16 protein-coding genes are annotated in these 14,750 nt (G+C 43.8%); 7 read left to right on the top strand and 9 right to left on the bottom strand.

The window, feature by feature from the left end:
• The first annotated feature begins 462 nt into the window (after positions 1 to 462).
• Positions 463 to 1,317, top strand: a complete 855-nt coding sequence (locus tag J2Z37_RS24745; RefSeq protein WP_209813019.1) for a DUF1002 domain-containing protein — start codon at positions 463 to 465, stop codon at positions 1,315 to 1,317.
• Positions 1,318 to 1,352: 35 nt separating this feature from the next.
• Here J2Z37_RS24745 and J2Z37_RS24740 read toward each other — a convergent pair whose 3' ends face one another.
• The 3 genes from J2Z37_RS24740 to J2Z37_RS24730 form a co-directional block, all read right to left on the bottom strand.
• Positions 1,353 to 3,041 (bottom strand): PAS domain-containing sensor histidine kinase, encoded by a 1,689-nt coding sequence (locus J2Z37_RS24740; protein ID WP_209813018.1) that lies wholly within the window; start codon positions 3,039 to 3,041, stop codon positions 1,353 to 1,355.
• Positions 3,042 to 3,207: 166 nt separating this feature from the next.
• Complete coding sequence (locus J2Z37_RS24735) at positions 3,208 to 3,369, bottom strand: hypothetical protein (protein WP_209813017.1); 162 nt, start codon at positions 3,367 to 3,369, stop codon at positions 3,208 to 3,210.
• Positions 3,366 to 3,539 carry a hypothetical protein gene (locus J2Z37_RS24730; RefSeq protein ID WP_209813016.1) on the bottom strand — a complete coding sequence of 58 codons (174 nt, stop codon included), beginning with the start codon at positions 3,537 to 3,539 and terminating at the stop codon, positions 3,366 to 3,368. The genes J2Z37_RS24735 and J2Z37_RS24730 overlap by 4 nt, the downstream gene beginning before the upstream one ends.
• Before the next feature lie 103 nt (positions 3,540 to 3,642).
• On the opposite strand from J2Z37_RS24730, the gene J2Z37_RS24725 reads away from it, so the two are divergent.
• The gene (locus J2Z37_RS24725; protein WP_209813015.1) at positions 3,643 to 4,632 is read left to right on the top strand and encodes a nuclease-related domain-containing protein; all 990 of its coding nucleotides are present in this window, start codon (positions 3,643 to 3,645) and stop codon (positions 4,630 to 4,632) included.
• A 611-nt stretch (positions 4,633 to 5,243) separates the two neighbouring features.
• Here the strand turns inward: J2Z37_RS24725 and J2Z37_RS24720 are convergent.
• From J2Z37_RS24720 to J2Z37_RS24710, 3 genes are all read right to left on the bottom strand, one after another.
• Positions 5,244 to 6,074 (bottom strand): DMT family transporter, encoded by an 831-nt coding sequence (locus J2Z37_RS24720; protein WP_209813014.1) that lies wholly within the window; start codon positions 6,072 to 6,074, stop codon positions 5,244 to 5,246.
• Positions 6,075 to 6,150: 76 nt separating this feature from the next.
• The gene (locus J2Z37_RS24715) at positions 6,151 to 7,818 is read right to left on the bottom strand and encodes a peptide ABC transporter substrate-binding protein (RefSeq protein WP_209813013.1); all 1,668 of its coding nucleotides are present in this window, start codon (positions 7,816 to 7,818) and stop codon (positions 6,151 to 6,153) included.
• 24 nt (positions 7,819 to 7,842) lie between these two features.
• Positions 7,843 to 8,829 (bottom strand): quinone oxidoreductase family protein, encoded by a 987-nt coding sequence (locus J2Z37_RS24710; protein WP_209813012.1) that lies wholly within the window; start codon positions 8,827 to 8,829, stop codon positions 7,843 to 7,845.
• A gap of 163 nt (positions 8,830 to 8,992) precedes the next feature.
• On the opposite strand from J2Z37_RS24710, the gene J2Z37_RS25950 reads away from it, so the two are divergent.
• The 3 genes from J2Z37_RS25950 (at position 8,993) to J2Z37_RS24700 (ending at position 10,456) form a co-directional block, all read left to right on the top strand.
• Positions 8,993 to 9,127: a hypothetical protein gene (locus J2Z37_RS25950; RefSeq protein WP_280922270.1), complete on the top strand. Its 135-nt coding sequence runs from the start codon at positions 8,993 to 8,995 to the stop codon at positions 9,125 to 9,127.
• Between the two features lie 80 nt (positions 9,128 to 9,207).
• On the top strand, positions 9,208 to 9,393 hold the full coding sequence (locus J2Z37_RS24705; RefSeq protein ID WP_209813011.1) for a hypothetical protein: 186 nt from the start codon (positions 9,208 to 9,210) through the stop codon (positions 9,391 to 9,393).
• 115 nt (positions 9,394 to 9,508) lie between these two features.
• Complete coding sequence (locus J2Z37_RS24700; protein ID WP_209813010.1) at positions 9,509 to 10,456, top strand: L,D-transpeptidase; 948 nt, start codon at positions 9,509 to 9,511, stop codon at positions 10,454 to 10,456.
• A gap of 171 nt (positions 10,457 to 10,627) precedes the next feature.
• Here the strand turns inward: J2Z37_RS24700 and J2Z37_RS24695 are convergent, their stop codons facing one another.
• Positions 10,628 to 10,798, bottom strand: a complete 171-nt coding sequence (locus J2Z37_RS24695) for a hypothetical protein (protein ID WP_209813009.1) — start codon at positions 10,796 to 10,798, stop codon at positions 10,628 to 10,630.
• A 149-nt stretch (positions 10,799 to 10,947) separates the two neighbouring features.
• Positions 10,948 to 11,580 (bottom strand): TVP38/TMEM64 family protein, encoded by a 633-nt coding sequence (locus J2Z37_RS24690; protein ID WP_209813008.1) that lies wholly within the window; start codon positions 11,578 to 11,580, stop codon positions 10,948 to 10,950.
• 625 nt (positions 11,581 to 12,205) lie between these two features.
• Here J2Z37_RS24690 and J2Z37_RS24685 point away from each other — a divergent pair.
• A complete protein-coding gene (locus J2Z37_RS24685; RefSeq protein ID WP_209813007.1) occupies positions 12,206 to 12,550 on the top strand; it encodes an XRE family transcriptional regulator in 345 nt (114 codons plus the stop codon).
• A gap of 28 nt (positions 12,551 to 12,578) precedes the next feature.
• On the top strand, positions 12,579 to 12,698 hold the full coding sequence (locus J2Z37_RS24680) for an anti-repressor SinI family protein (RefSeq protein WP_209813006.1): 120 nt from the start codon (positions 12,579 to 12,581) through the stop codon (positions 12,696 to 12,698).
• A 118-nt stretch (positions 12,699 to 12,816) separates the two neighbouring features.
• On the opposite strand, the gene J2Z37_RS24675 is transcribed toward J2Z37_RS24680, so the two are convergent.
• Positions 12,817 to 14,750: hypothetical protein (locus J2Z37_RS24675; RefSeq protein WP_209813005.1), on the bottom strand; the 1,934-nt coding region annotated here is incomplete at its 5' end.

Raw genomic sequence — 14,750 nt, 5'->3', positions numbered from 1 at the left:
CAACCCTGTAAAGAAATGCACTTGACAGGATTAGTTTAGTGCGCAAAAAAACAAAAAGGGTGCTTAGGGGTTGACAGGTTTCGTTCATATCAGGGAGAAATTACACTTATTGGCTCTGAAAACCGCAGAATTTGCAAGTTTTCTTTGCTTAGGTGGAAACTACCCTTATTCACCCCCAAATAGGCCTTGTTTTATAAATAGGGGTAAAACGTATACCTAAAGTGGCACTGCCCTCTCAAAACGAACCAGGCATATCTAGTCACATATAACACCCTTCCACATTCTCTACCTTTATTCCGACGGATAGGCTGTCCTCTTTTAGGGTTCACGGTCACAGTTTCCATTCGCCCTACGAATGGTTAGAAAAGACCTCACCGCTAAAGCCCTAAAGGACAACTATATAGTTTGTGAAAGAGAGCATATTCGACGCAGTTCACAAACCACAGAAGGAGGAGGATCATCATGTGGAAAAAAGGGATGCTTCTAGTCTTAATACTTTGCTTTAGCCTCGGCAGTTTTGCCTCTGCCGATCAGATTATAGAAAAACCGATTGTTACCCTTGGCAAGGATTTAACAAAAGCACAAGCCGATCAGATGCTACAACACTTTGGCCATCCACAGGCGGAAATTATCTATATAACGAATCAAGAAGAACATCATGCCTTGGCAGACCTATTGCCGGCAAAGGTGATTGGGAACAAGGCGATTTCATCCTCGATGATCACGTTGAAGGATGCTGGGTATGGGATTCAAGTTGCCACAGACAACATTTCTTGGGTCACCGATCAGATGTATGCTCAGGCGCTAGCCACAGCGGGGATTGAGAATGCGGAAGTGAAAGTAGCTGCCCCTTTTCCTGTATCGGGAACAGCTGCGTTGACAGGGATTATGAAGGCTTTTGAAACGGTCTCGGATGAAAAAATTAGCGAGGAGCAAAAGCAAACCGCTACGGAAGAGATGGTGTTAACGGCGAAGCTGGCTGAAGAAAAAGGGAATGATCAGCAGGTCGTCGAGTTGATGAAGCAGCTTAAAGCGCAGTTGGCGGAAAATAAGTTAAGCGAGGAACAATTAGCGCAGGTTATTGACAACCTGGCGGCACAGTCTGGCTTGAACTTGACCCCGGAAGAAAAAGATGCTTTGATTTCACTTGCGATCAAAATCCAAAATCTTAACATCAACTGGGATAGTGTGGTTGTTCAAGGACAGCAGTTGCTTGACGGGGCCAAGGATTATCTGGATGCAAATCCCGAAGCAAAGTCGTGGTTTGGGTCATTATGGGAAAAATTGAAGATGTGGATTGATTCGTTTTTTAAATAGAGTAAGGGAACCAGCCTCGTCCCGCTGGTTCCCTTTTATTTTGTCATCACACTGGGAAGCCTCACTTCCACTGTTGTCCCCTTTTCCAATTCGCTAGTGACATGGATGCAGCCTTGGTGCGCCTCGATGATTTTGTAGCTGACCATGAGGCCGAGTCCTGTCCCTTTTTCCTTTGTCGAATAAAAAGGTTCTCCCAACTTGCGAATCCGATCAGGGTCAATCCCGCATCCTTCATCCATAAAACGGATCGAAACACCATCCGCTTTTCCCCTTTTCACCTCAATACGTATGTCCCCGCCTTTCGGCATGGCTTCAATCGCATTCTTCAGGATGTTGAGAAACACCTGTTTAAGCTGATTTTCTTCGCAATAGATAGCAGGGATATCAGGGTCAAAGTCCGTTATAATCTGGACGTTGTTCATAATCGCTTGGGTTTCGGCAATTGCGATGACATTTTTAAATATGGCATGGAGGTCTTTGCTCTCGAAATGGAGGACCTGTGGTTTTGCCACTCGAAGAAATTCACTAACTATAAAATTAATGCGGTTCAACTCCGAAAGCATAATTTCATAGTAATGCTGATTGGTTGTTGCTTCTTTCTGAAGCAGCTGAACGAAGCCACTTAGACTGGCAAGCGGATTGCGGATTTCATGGGCAACTCCAGCGGCCAACTGGCCAGCGATAGAGAGCCGATCTGACTTTCGAAGCATTTCCTCGGCCGCCCGCCACTCTGTTACATCCTTGCATATTGCATAAAATCCGGTTACTTCTCCATTGACGAGGATCGGGATGTTTTTCACGTTGATCTGCGCTCTAACTCCATCTTTTCGCTTGATTGTGATTTCATAGGTTTGCGGATTTCCTTTCATGCATTCCATAAAATAGCTGCTTGCTCTCTCAAAGTCCTCTTCGACAATCAGCTCTGTGCACTCTTTTTGAAAAAGCTCCTCCGCTTTATACCCCGTTAGCTCCTCGCAAGCGGTGTTAATCACTAGGAAATCCCCGTTTTTATCTAAGGATAAGATCGCATCCGGATTTTGTTCGAAAAGGGACTTATAATGCTGCTTACTGGCTTCCAGGCGTTCTTCAGTTTTTTTGCGATGGGTAATGTTTCTCCCAATCACAACCAGCCCTTTCAATTGTCCGTTGTCATCCCTCACAGGCACTTTCACTGTATCAAAAAACTGGCTGCTTCCATCTTCAGCAAGAATCATTTCCTCCACGCGGATCGGCACGCCACCTTCCATGGCCTGTTTGTCAGTCTGAAAACAATATTCCATCGTTCCTTTCAGATGCTCCGCTGTATAATTGGCTAGTTCATAGTCTGTTTTCCCTTTATAGTCTACACCTTCCAATTGAAAAAAGCGCAGGGCAAACTCATTCGCCTCCAGCCAACGCATCTCACTGTCCTTATAACAGACAAACTCCGGCATAGCATTGATGAGCAAGCGGAGTTGTTCTTCTCTTTCCTTCGATCTTCTCTTTTGTTTATGCATCTCCTTGAGCTGTCTATTGATCAGAATAAAGAGCATGCAGGCGGTTCCAATGACAAAGATGGAATCAATGATCACATTGACCATTAAAAACAATTTTGAGTTTCCGATCAACCACGACAAAATGCGGTAGGAGAAAGCAATCCAAACAACCGAGACGATCATAAAATAGACAGGGATCTGAAAGGTTGGCAAGAGTATCTCTTTTTTCGCTTCGTCTTTGTCTTGCATACTATATCACCAAATTTTCCATAAGTTTTCCATCTTCTACTTTAAAAGAAAACCGGCAAATGCACAATAACAATGATGAAAGTTATCAAGATATAAACCAAAGAGCCCCTCTGAAATCGAAAAATTGTCTCAGAGGGGCTTAATCTTATAAGGGTGCTATATCAGTCTATTCTGGCACGCGATCAATCACTAATTTGGTCACTTCGGTAAAATCCCCCTTTTCGACTTCTTCCGAAGATGCGCTTTTGTCCAGTTCATCCATCTCCAGGCCCGGGGCGATGGTGGGGTCCTGCTGTTTGGATTGCTTGTGCTCCCTCCATTTACTCATAACCGATCATCCTCCCATAAATCGTAATAATCTCCCCGATCGGCTGGCAGCTGCTGCTCTACTTCACGGTCCTGCTCTTTCCAAAACAACTCTTTCCCTGAATAGGTGTTCTTTGTCATTTCCTTTCCTGTATAAGGATTGCGGATCGATGGCTTGCTCGGCTTTTGCATGATGGGGACCACTCCTTTCCATTAATCAGGAGATAGTATTCTACGGCCCAATGGAAAGTATTCCCGGGACATGCTATGATGAAGAAAAAAAGGGAGGGATTGAATGGTTCGAAAAATGCGGACTCCACCTGCCAAGCTTTTAACGGAGGTTGCTTTGGGTCGTAGGTTGATTGCGTCACATCCCAGACACAAGGAGATCGAGGAAAAGCGGCGCCAAAGTTTCACTGGTTTTAGGGGTGAACTGAATGTGGATTATGAACTCAGTTTTTTGCCCGATCAGCAATTTTATCTTTTCCAAGATGTGAGGATTCAAACGAAAAGCGGAAAAGTCTTTCAAATTGATACGCTCATTCTCTCCCTTTATTTTGCCTTACTGATAGAAAGCAAGAATATTTTTGGTACCCTCTTTTTCGACACCCAATCGGGACAGTTAATTCGGACCTTCGGCGATCGAACAGACAGTTTCCCTGACCCCATCGCTCAGGTACGGAAGCAACAGGCCCTTTTTCAAGAATGGCTGACCGAGCACCTTTTCCCGACGATCCCTATTTATCATCTAATTGCTATCGGCAATCCACGTAACACGATTATAAAAACAGATGATCCCTCGATTTATAAGAAGGTATTACACGCCGCACACATCCCAGACAAAGTTTTGGAGTTTTATGAAAAGGGACAGCGTTCCATCGTCAAGCCGCCGTTAACCCCCATGATGCTCGATCGCGTAAGCGACCTTCTTATCACCAATCATACTCCTAAAATCCCAGACCTTATCAAAAAGTACAAGATTTCTCCTGATCAGTTGGTACACGGAGTCATGTGTCCCCGCTGTTCTTATTTTGGGATGGTTTATGCCCATGCTGGATGGACATGCCCCAAGTGCAGCCTGCGCAAAAAGGATGCCCACCTTCAGGCCATCAACGATTATTTGCTGTTGCACCACTCCATTACAAACGTGCAATGTCGGGAGTTTTTGAAGTTGGAATGTCGTCAAATCTGTAAACGAATTCTTTTGTCTATGGACCTGCCATTTAGCGGAGGTTTCCGGGATCGAAGATATCTGTTACCAGATCTGGGGCGTATTCCGTTATAGGGAAAAGAAGGGGCTTGGTCCGGTGATGGACTGAACTCCTCTTTTCCACCTCTCACACATACCCCTATCGGTATACTATAGAAGATTCAATAAAAAATGACCGTAAAGACACTAAAAACGACCGTAACCATGACAAAAATGACCGTAAAAATTTGAGATATGGTAATTTCCACTTAATTTCTTGTAAGGATCTTATTGGATTAAAGTAGGGGTGAACTTATTTCATCAAAGGCTAACAGATACCCTCCCCCATCTTCTTTAAAATCCTGTTCCACTACACTTTTCGACAGTAACGTTCCGAAAAACGACCGTAAAGGTATAAAAATCGACCGTACACTCTTTGAAAACGACCGTAAATTTGAAAAGTCTAGCTACTACAGTGGGATGTCCCTTCTAATTAGGAAAAGATGAGTAGTCATGGTCTCTATGTAGCTCAAAACTATCCCTTCTGATCAGTGGGAAAGTGCCTGGTGGATCAATCAACATAGTGTTCACGCCCCCAAGTGACCAAATCTATCCCTTCTGATCAGAAGCAAATAGTCAGAGGGGATCCCCACTCACCCCCCACAAAAACTAAAGCCAAGCCCACCGGGCTTGGCCACACCATCATTCTATATTTTTGTTAGCACCAATCCGCAGACGGCGACCAGCACTCCAACCAATTGATACGATTTTAATCGTTCGTGGAATAATAACAGACTCAATCCCATAACGACCAGACAGTTCAAACTGATCACGGGGAAGATGACGCTAGCGGGGCCGCTTTGCAGGGCAAAGAGGTAGCAGCCGAAACCTACCACACTAAGAAGTCCCACCATGCTTCCCACTTTCATCTCGGTTTTGCGTACTTCTTCTTTCATCATAAAAACAGCCAGATAGCATAATCCGCCTCCGTAAAAGGATACCAGCAAATCGGTATAAGAAAAACCTGCTATGGTAGCCAGCTTCATTACAAAGCCGACGGAGCCGATCGATAGCAATGCTAACAAAATCCGGAAGATCCACACGCGATATTCGATCGCATTGCTTCTGCTAGGTTGATACTGCACGATCACGGCTGAGCTGATCATCAGGATGACCCCAACCCAGTGAAGCGGTGCGATGGGTTCCGGGAAAACAAGTCCGGAAGCTAATACAGGGATGATTGCGTTCATCGCAATGAGCGTTGATGTGATCCCTCCGGGGCCTTTTTCAAAGGCTTTGGACATTTGGATATTACCGTTGGCATTGAGAATGCCGGCGATGACTCCGAACAAACCAGCTGCCAAGCTAAAGTGAAGCTTCTCCTGCACAATGCTGTAACTAAGTATCACCGCAAATGCAACCACGTAAAAGAAAAACTGAATGCTGACTTTGGAGAGTCCTTTGGTTGTTCCCCATTTAAAAATCGTGTTGTTAATTCCGAAACAAACAGTAGTGCCTAATGCGGCCAGTAACCACATGCTGTATTCCTTCTTTCATGATGTATGGCTTGTTCCATTTTTGATCTTATCATGAAAGAAAGATTTCGAAAACCCCTTATTCCTTGTCAGAAATATCGGCATATTGGAATTGCGGGTAGCGGTTCACGACGTGCATGATCCCTTTCACGTAGGGCTTTGCAGCATAAGTTTTGGTATAAAAGTAAACTGGAATGATTGGCATTTCTTCCATTAATATTTGCTCGGCACGATGGAGTTTTTTCATCCGTTCCGCCGGATCCTTCTCTACCAGTGAATCATCGATTAATTGATCATATTCCACATGGGCCCAGCCGGTATAGTTTTTCTGGCTTTTGCTGTGGAAAAGCTGAAGAAAGGTAACCGGATCAGCAAAGTCGCCAATCCAACTGGTCCGGATTAAATCAAAGTCCAACGCAGCCTCCCGTTCCAGTTTCACATCAAGGCTTTCTTGCTCCAAAACAGACTCAACACCAAGGTTCTCCTTCCACATCCGGGCGATCTCCTCGGCAATTTTCTCATGTCCGTCATCGCGGTTGAACAGCAAAGTAAATGTAGGCAGAGATTCCAGTCCCTCCTCTTTTAAGCCTTCAGCAAGCAACTTTCTCGTCGTGCTCACCTCTTCCCCAAACAACTCCCCCGATTTTTCCTGGAAATCGACGTTCCCCTGCGCATCCAAAACCCCAGGTGGAACCATTCCATAAGCTGGTTCCTCCCCGCCCTGCAGGGCATCGTGAATCAATTCTTCACGATCGATCGCCATCGCTAGGGCCTTCCGAATCTTTGGATTATGAAAAGGTTTGCGCGTCGTGTTAAATCGATAGAAATAGGTAGATAGATCAGGCACCACTTTCATTTCAGGATTCTTTTGACTGATCACATCCGGTGGAAGCGGATAGGCCACATCCAGATCACCCGCAAGATACCTCTGCCACACTTTCTCCGAATCTTCCTCAACAGAAAAATCAATACCATCAAGCTTCACTTTTTCACGGTCATAATAAGACTCATTTCTACGCAGCACGATGCTCTTATTAGGCTCCCACGTACTAAACTGAAATGGTCCATTGGAGACAAAGGTCTCCGCAGATTCCGCCCATCCCTTGTTCTCTTTCTGGACCCTTCGATTAATCGGAAAAAACGTATAATGCGTGATCAAGTCTAGGAAAAAGGGGGTGGGTTCCGCGAGCCTGACCTCCAGGGTCCGCTCATCGAGCGCTTTGACCCCAACCTGATCGGCCAATGCCTGAAGCTTCGCAGGATCTGTTTCCTGTGAAAGATTGTATGCACTCGCCCCCTCCAGATAATAAAGGATATAGGCGCTTTCGGATGAAGTGGATGGGGCCAGTGCATATTTCCAGGCAAATTCAAAATCACCAGCAGTGACGGGGTCCCCGTTCGACCAAGTCGCATCCTTTCGAAGTGTAAAGGTGTAGACCTTCTGATCGTCACTGATTTTCCATTTTTCCGCCATTCCCGGAACTGGCTTGCCCATGTAATCCCGTTTGGTTAGCCCTTCCATAAGATGATCGAGCACCCAAGAGTCTTGCGTAATCTGAGCCAGTCCCGGATGAAGGCTTTCCGGACCCAAATGAAGATTGAGATGCAGGATTTTCTCTTCAGGGACTGCTGCTTGTTCTTCGGCTGCGGTATGAGGCGCTGTCACCTCATCCACCCCACACCCGCTTAAAGCAACAGACAAGGAAAGCAAGAAGCCTGTAGCGATAGTTCCGATCCTCTTCTTCATAGAAATCCTACCTTTCTTCAAAGATTAAGACAGATGAACATCCAGCACTACTTTTCCTGTGCTTTGTCTACTTTCTACCCACTCCTGGGCTTGGGCAGCCTCTTCCAGGGTGAATCGCTTGCCAATTTTAATCTGCAGCCTTCCTTCTTCCAGATGCTTCAAAACCTCTTGTGCCGTAGCATGTAAATACTGAGGACGATGGTTGCGGGTCGTCCCTAAGCTAAATCCAAGTACTGCGCGGCAGCTGGAGTGCAGATCCTTCGTCTTGAATTGCCCCACTTCTCCACTCGCATTGCCAAAATGGGCCAGGCGTCCGTACATCGCCAAACATTCCATACTCAATTCAGAGGTTTTCCCAGCAATCGAATCCAGGATCACGTCGACCCCTTTTCCATTTGTCAGCTCTAATACCCTCTTTGGAAAATCCTCGTCCAAATAGCTAATCACATGATCAGCCCCTGCTTCCAAAGCAACTTCGGCTTTCGCCATATTCCCAACGGTACCAATAACCTGTGAGGCACCTAAAATTTTTGCAAGCTGGATCGCTGTTGTGCCAATTCCCCCAGCTGCTGCATGAATTAACACTATTTCTCCAGGTTGTAGGCGTGCCACATCGGCGAGAAGTTTATAGGACGTAAACGAAACAATCGGACATGCGGCAGCGGTGGCAAAATCGATTGAATCTGGCAACACAAAAACCAGGTCCTCATTGGCCACAACGTATTCAGCGTAAGATCCCTCCTTCGGAAAGGCAATGACCCGCTGTCCCACTTTCAGCCCCTTAACTGCTCCTCCAATTTCCTCAATCGTGCCCGCCGCATCAAGTCCAGGAATAAAAGGAGGTTGTTTCGCCCCATGGTAAGTTCCATAACGGGATTTAATATCTGCAAAGTTTACACTCGTAGCAGCCACTCGGATTAGCACTTGATTTTCTGCTGGAACTGGCTTTTCTACTTCTGTGTATTTCAACATTTCAGGTCCGCCAAATTGTTCAACAACAACTGCTTTCATTGGTACTCCTCCTTCAAAAATTGGGCATTTCTGTAAAAGATTCGACGAGGAAAGGCCACATCCCTTCTGTAATTGTATAAATATTTACATTTATCGGGTAATAGGTTATAATACAAGTGTGGGGTATTATACACCCAACAATAACGAAGAGGAGGTACTTGATATGCGGTCTGATTGTTGTGTACATTGTGGATATGAATTGGCAGCCATCGAACGAAATCGAAGTGAGTGCTGGGAATGTAGGGACAAGATATCAATTACCTACTCTGACGACACTGAATTTGAGCACATGGACTGAGAAAAGGAAGCGCCTCTAATCGATGGAAGTCGTCTAGAGGCGCTTTTTTGGCATATTGAAAATAAAGGAGGGTTTCGTGGATGATCATCAAAGAAGTGATTTTAAACAAAACAGGAAACCATGCCATCGTCGTGGACGAACATGACAGCCAATGGTTCTGTCACCACATCCGGAAAGACGGCGAATCGGTTTCAGATTATCTGATTGACGTTTATCTCTACTTTATCCACCACCGCTCAGAATTTTTCAACTGTGATACCGCCTAGATTCGCTATCATTCCCTTTTTTGTGCAAATTTTGTCACACGAATTCTATTTACCAATTTGTGGAACCTCGCCATAATTTGAAGTAACAATGACATTCGTGCGAAAGGGGAATAGCATGATCTATCGTTATCTAATTACCACCGTTTGGACTGTACTCCTCGCAGCTCTTTTTACTGCCTCTAGCTTTGCCGCCGAAGAAGTTTCATCTGACCAACTGATTATTATCAACAAAACAACCAATCAGCTCGCATTTTATCAGGATGGAGCCCTTGTTGACACCTTCCCGGTAGGCACCGGTCGGGAGACAACCTACACTCCTGAGGGAACCTTTACCATTGTGAACAAAATTAAGAATCGACCGTATTACACGAAAAACATCAAAGGCGGGGACCCTAACAATCCGCTGGGGGATCGCTGGATGGGCCTGGACGCTCGGGGAACCAGGGGCGATACATATGGGATTCACGGCAACAATAACGAGAATTCCATTGGCAAATATGTATCCGCGGGCTGTGTACGAATGCACAACAAAGATATTCACCGGCTGTTTGAGCAGGTGAAGGTTAATACTCAAGTATATATTACCCGTTCGAAGTTGTCGTTTGACCAATTGGCGTTAGAGCATGGTTACGCGTTGGGATTGCCTGAACCCGAGAAAGTGGACGTTACCTTAACGATGTTTTCAACCACTCAACTTTTCTCTAAGCCGAGCAAAGCCTTTCCAGCGGGTGCAGCCCTTGGTCCACAAGCAATCAAGGCTTTTGAAAAAGCGGACGATTGGTATCATGTGAAAACCTGGTTTGGCGATGCTTGGTTAAAAACGGAAGAGATGATTGTAGGAGAGATCCAGCCTGTGGATCTTGATATTAGGCTTTCAGAAGAGGCGATTCTTCACAACCTCCCCCTTACCTCCACGTCAACAGGCGGTGCGGTTAGTCCACAAACTGTCAAGGCGTTTGAAGAATGGAACGGATGGTACCATATTAAAAGTTGGATGGGTGACCGTTGGATTAAAGTAGATAAAAAAGGGCCACTGGTTAATAATTCCACCAATAATCCCTAGATTTGTTACAGCTAGCGGATCCAGGATTGCTCTTTTTGACCAATCCTGGATCCGTTAAAATGGGCCCCTTTTTTTTGTAAGCTCCACGGACACCCACAAAAAAAAATTAGCTAAGCCGATGGCTTAGCTAATTCATTATCTCCGTTATGGAAGTCTAACCCCGTTTTCACGTTATCTTCGCGCTGAGAAAGTGGCTCTTGCCCCTTTTCCCGTACTCGGCATCTTCTTCAATAAATAACTCCTCTTATTGCCCGCACTTTCGCAGATCGTGCAAATATGTAGGGTTTCACTAATGTATTCATTAAGCTCCCGTCCACACTCGATGCAAAATTGACTTTTCATTGTGTATACCCCCCATTTTTGTATTTGACATATTTACATGCAAGAAGCATGCCAACACAATTTAATGGGCTATAGCCTAGGTGGTGCCAAAAAATCAGCACAAGCTGAACGCCCGTTTTTGGGCAGTGCCTGATTTTGAGCACTTTAATTTAAGCACCTCTCTTGTCCTCAGAATTGGTCTTTCTTTGATAGTACAAATAAGAACCAATCAGTATGACAAGGGTGTATAAACCATAGACTCCGAATGAAACCCATTTGGATTGACTCATTTGATTCCCTGCATAGGTGTAGACAAGAATAGCAGGTATTTTTCCGATCAAGGTTGCCAGCGTAAAAGTGATCCACCTGACCGTGGCTACACCACATAAAATATTGAGAATCGGAGACGGTACGATCGGAATCAAGCGCAATCCCAAAATGGCAAGAAAGGCATTTTCCTCTAGTTGCTCCTGGTAGTGGGTAGCCTTGGGGTATAACCGCAGCTTCTTTTGCGCCCAGTCCTGAAAGCCATATCTTGCCAAGCCAAACATCACCAGACTGCCAAGCATTGCCCCAGCTAAACAAATAAGCGATCCTGCGAGCGTTCCATAGACAGCCCCAATGATGCCTGCGGCGATCACAAAAGGGACAATCGGAAAAAACACGAGTAGTCCGACAAAAAGGATACTCATTATAATCGAGTAGGTTCCTCCGCTCTGGATATAGGCGAGGATCGGGTCTTTATAGGAGGTTCCCAGTAGGATAAGCAAGATAAAAAAGATAATCGTTGTAATTTTTTTCATGTGTTACTCCTTTTCTATTCCAATAAAAGCAGTGTAATCGTTAAAATACATGAGGCGGCTATGATGACTAGCGGAAAAAACATCTTTTTAGAAACAAAGGGTTCCTTTTGCTTAGATCCTCAGATATATGATCTACCTTCCTTTTTACACGGTGGAGCGCAGTCCACGCCTCCTTAGATTTTGAAAAAGGGAGTTTCATTGCAGCTTGGTAATTATAAATCATAATGCACAGCCTTACCATTTTCATTCCCTAATAAGAGATGCACATCAGGGCTTGAATTTTTATAGAATATTGAAAGCTTATCCATATATTGAGCGTCTGTCTTATTAATGTAGACATTATTTTCGATTTGTACAAGATTCCGCTTCAAATGACTTTCAAAGCGCTACTCAAAAGCCAACCTCTCCCTCTGAAATGTCCATTATAAAGAACACACGACTTTATTATACATGTTTTACCATTAATTTGAAAATTTCATTTTATATCTCTCCTTTGTAAAAAGAATAGGTTACTATTCTTTTTTTCGAACTTTCACCTTTATTCTCTTAATTTTGTTCTTTATATAGTACGATATATTTTGTATAATGAACATAAGGAATTTAAAAAGATAAAGGAGCCATCTCGATGATCGGTTATCGGATCAAAGTACTTCGTCAGAAAAGAAGATTGTCATTGACAGAACTCGCTGATCGTGCAGGGATCGCCAAGTCTTACTTAAGTTATATTGAAAGAAATCTCCAAAAGAACCCCTCCATCCAATTTCTTGAAAAAATTGCCCTAGTTCTTGAAGTGGATGTAGAAACCCTCATTGGGGAAGAAACCATGGTGAAAGGAGTGAAACAAGACTTAGAACAAGAATGGATTGATCTTGCCCGTAAAGCGGTGCTGACAGGTATTACAAAAGAAGAATTCCAAGAGTTTCAAAGGTTTGTAGAATACACCAACTGGAAAAAGAAACACAAAACCTAAACAAAGAAAATATTGTGGGAGGTCTACCATGGTTTTAGTAGAAGAGCTGGACCAGGAATGGATCGACTTAATTGCAAAGGCCCGTGAGCTGGGCATGAAGGTGGATGACATCAGAAATTTTTTACAGTTACCAAGTCATGAAGAATAGAGGATTAATCCATGAATTGAAAAAGGCAAAAAAATCACTCTAACGGTAGTTTAGGGTGATCTTTTTTATTTTCAAAAAATGTATGAAGGTGAAGAGTCTCTCCCTTCACCTTCATAGATTACTGCTGGTCAATTTTATCAACACGCACAACATTAGAATTCAGGATTTTAAACATTCCATCCTCTTTAACTAATGTGTGAACGATTTGTGATCGATTATCTTGAAACTCAGGTCCATTTAGTTTGTTTGTCGTTTGTTGTACCAGCACCTTTACTTCATTTGCATTAGCCTGCAGAATTTCAATCTGATCAATTTTAATGTCAAGCCTAAAATTTTCAAAGATGTTTGAAATTGATTGTTCTGTCTGTTCGAAGGTAGCTGCTTTTTCTGAAATGTATTTCATGTACTCTTGGACATTCCCTTCTCGTATTGCCTCAATATTTTCAAAGATGCTCTTTTTAACTTCCATTTCTTCCTCAGGATTAATTAAAACACCATTTAAATACTGGGGGATCGCTCTATCTTTTGGTGCATCAGCTTGGAAAGATTGGAAGAGTAGCCCCTTAAAAAGATCTACTGTGTCCGCATCACTTTCTAAAATGTGCTGCAATAACACTTTCTTCACCATATCGGGGATCCCATCATTACCTGAACTTACTTTATAAGGGTCTAATCCTAGTAGTTGTTCTTCCCCATTTAAAAGACCATCGCTATCCGAGTCCTCAAATAACCAATTATAGGAATCACCAGAAACATCATTATATATTACTGACAAAAGGCTTTCTATAGAGGCACTCAAATTATCCGAAATGGCGGAAGTATCGATTTTTGTATCCAGCTTGACGCTACCCCAATCGAAGTTCCAACTATATTCCTTTTCCTTGACTTCTTGTTTATTTTCCTCATTTAAAATATAGGACCAGTTGAGAACTTCCTCAAAGCTATTAAATTTCACCTGATGGGTAATGTTTACTAAAGTATCTCTTGCCTGTTTGACCATCTCAACAATACTATTCGATAACACATTCGCTGCACCAACGTTTTGACTTGTGTTTTGATCCATTCCAAGGATTACACCTTGTGCTTGTGCCATTTTCAGTAAATCTCCAGTCGTTTTCGCAGACTGTTGTTGTTGCAAATTAACATCAGCACCCTGGGCCTGGAGGTTGCCGTATTTTAAATCACCATTATATTGATACTGCGACTGACCTAACTGTATATCATTGGTTTGCGTCTGTTTGACTTCCCCAGCCCCATTGATCTCGGTATGCTGAGCCTGAACACCCGTTACATTCCCTTTTTGACTTAGATTTCCTTGTTGTGCAGCAACGATATCATTTGCCTGTCCTTGGCTTACCTTTGCACCATTCTCAGTTACTACAGTTTGTTCCTGTTCTAACTTCGAACCCACTTTTTGGCTTTGGTTCGCACTTGTGGAAGTGGAACTCTCATTCGTTGATTGGCCTACTTTTGTAACAATATCTGCTGATGTTGATTGTTCAATGGAGGAATTTCCTTCTGTCTCAGAATTTTGATTTTGGACTCCATGAACGGTCGTCTGCTGGCTTTGCCCGCCTTGAGTTTGGTTGTTTACGACCCCCACTTCCTGAGATTGTTCTGCTTCAGGTGAGGGCATTACCGGCACTGTCTGGTGTTGGCTTGGATTTGTTTCTATGATTTGACTTTGCTCTTGGGTGTTCTGTTGCGAGACATTGGTATTAGTGGGTAAGGGGCTAGATGTTGAATCCTCACTGATAGACGTTTCCGAATTAGTATTAGCTTCTGTATCTGATACCGTATTTTCAATGGATAAGTCTACACTACTTGATGTTTCTGATTGACCACTTTCACCTGCGTCAGACGTTGTTGCTGACATAGAATCCTCACTAACAGACGTTTCTGAATCAGTAATAGCACCTGTATCCGATGCCGTATTTTCAGTGGATGAGTCTACACCACTTGATGTTTCTGATTGACCACTTTCACCTGCGTCAGACATTGTTGCTGATGATGAATCCTCACTGACAGACGTTTCTGAATCAGTACTTCCCC

Source organism: Ammoniphilus resinae (assembly GCF_017873965.1).
Classification (GTDB): Bacteria; Bacillota; Bacilli; order Aneurinibacillales; family RAOX-1; genus Ammoniphilus_A; species Ammoniphilus_A resinae.
This window is presented reverse-complemented; position numbering and strand designations above follow the sequence as displayed.

Bases quoted from the DNA above. Each gene is read 5' to 3' on its own strand.
- J2Z37_RS24710 (WP_209813012.1), bottom strand. From the start codon at position 8,829: ATGAAAGCAGTTGTTGTTGAACAATTTGGCGGACCTGAAATGTTGAAA.
- J2Z37_RS25950 (WP_280922270.1), top strand. From the start codon at position 8,993: ATGCGGTCTGATTGTTGTGTACATTGTGGATATGAATTGGCAGCCATC.
- J2Z37_RS24720 (WP_209813014.1), bottom strand. From the start codon at position 6,074: ATGTGGTTACTGGCCGCATTAGGCACTACTGTTTGTTTCGGAATTAAC.
- J2Z37_RS24680 (WP_209813006.1), top strand. From the start codon at position 12,579: ATGGTTTTAGTAGAAGAGCTGGACCAGGAATGGATCGACTTAATTGCA.
- J2Z37_RS24695 (WP_209813009.1), bottom strand. From the start codon at position 10,798: ATGAAAAGTCAATTTTGCATCGAGTGTGGACGGGAGCTTAATGAATAC.
- J2Z37_RS24735 (WP_209813017.1), bottom strand. From the start codon at position 3,369: ATGAGTAAATGGAGGGAGCACAAGCAATCCAAACAGCAGGACCCCACC.
- J2Z37_RS24740 (WP_209813018.1), bottom strand. From the start codon at position 3,041: ATGCAAGACAAAGACGAAGCGAAAAAAGAGATACTCTTGCCAACCTTT.
- J2Z37_RS24725 (WP_209813015.1), top strand. From the start codon at position 3,643: ATGGTTCGAAAAATGCGGACTCCACCTGCCAAGCTTTTAACGGAGGTT.
- J2Z37_RS24700 (WP_209813010.1), top strand. From the start codon at position 9,509: ATGATCTATCGTTATCTAATTACCACCGTTTGGACTGTACTCCTCGCA.
- J2Z37_RS24715 (WP_209813013.1), bottom strand. From the start codon at position 7,818: ATGAAGAAGAGGATCGGAACTATCGCTACAGGCTTCTTGCTTTCCTTG.
- J2Z37_RS24705 (WP_209813011.1), top strand. From the start codon at position 9,208: ATGATCATCAAAGAAGTGATTTTAAACAAAACAGGAAACCATGCCATC.
- J2Z37_RS24745 (WP_209813019.1), top strand. From the start codon at position 463: ATGTGGAAAAAAGGGATGCTTCTAGTCTTAATACTTTGCTTTAGCCTC.
- J2Z37_RS24690 (WP_209813008.1), bottom strand. From the start codon at position 11,580: ATGAAAAAAATTACAACGATTATCTTTTTTATCTTGCTTATCCTACTG.
- J2Z37_RS24730 (WP_209813016.1), bottom strand. From the start codon at position 3,539: ATGCAAAAGCCGAGCAAGCCATCGATCCGCAATCCTTATACAGGAAAG.
- J2Z37_RS24685 (WP_209813007.1), top strand. From the start codon at position 12,206: ATGATCGGTTATCGGATCAAAGTACTTCGTCAGAAAAGAAGATTGTCA.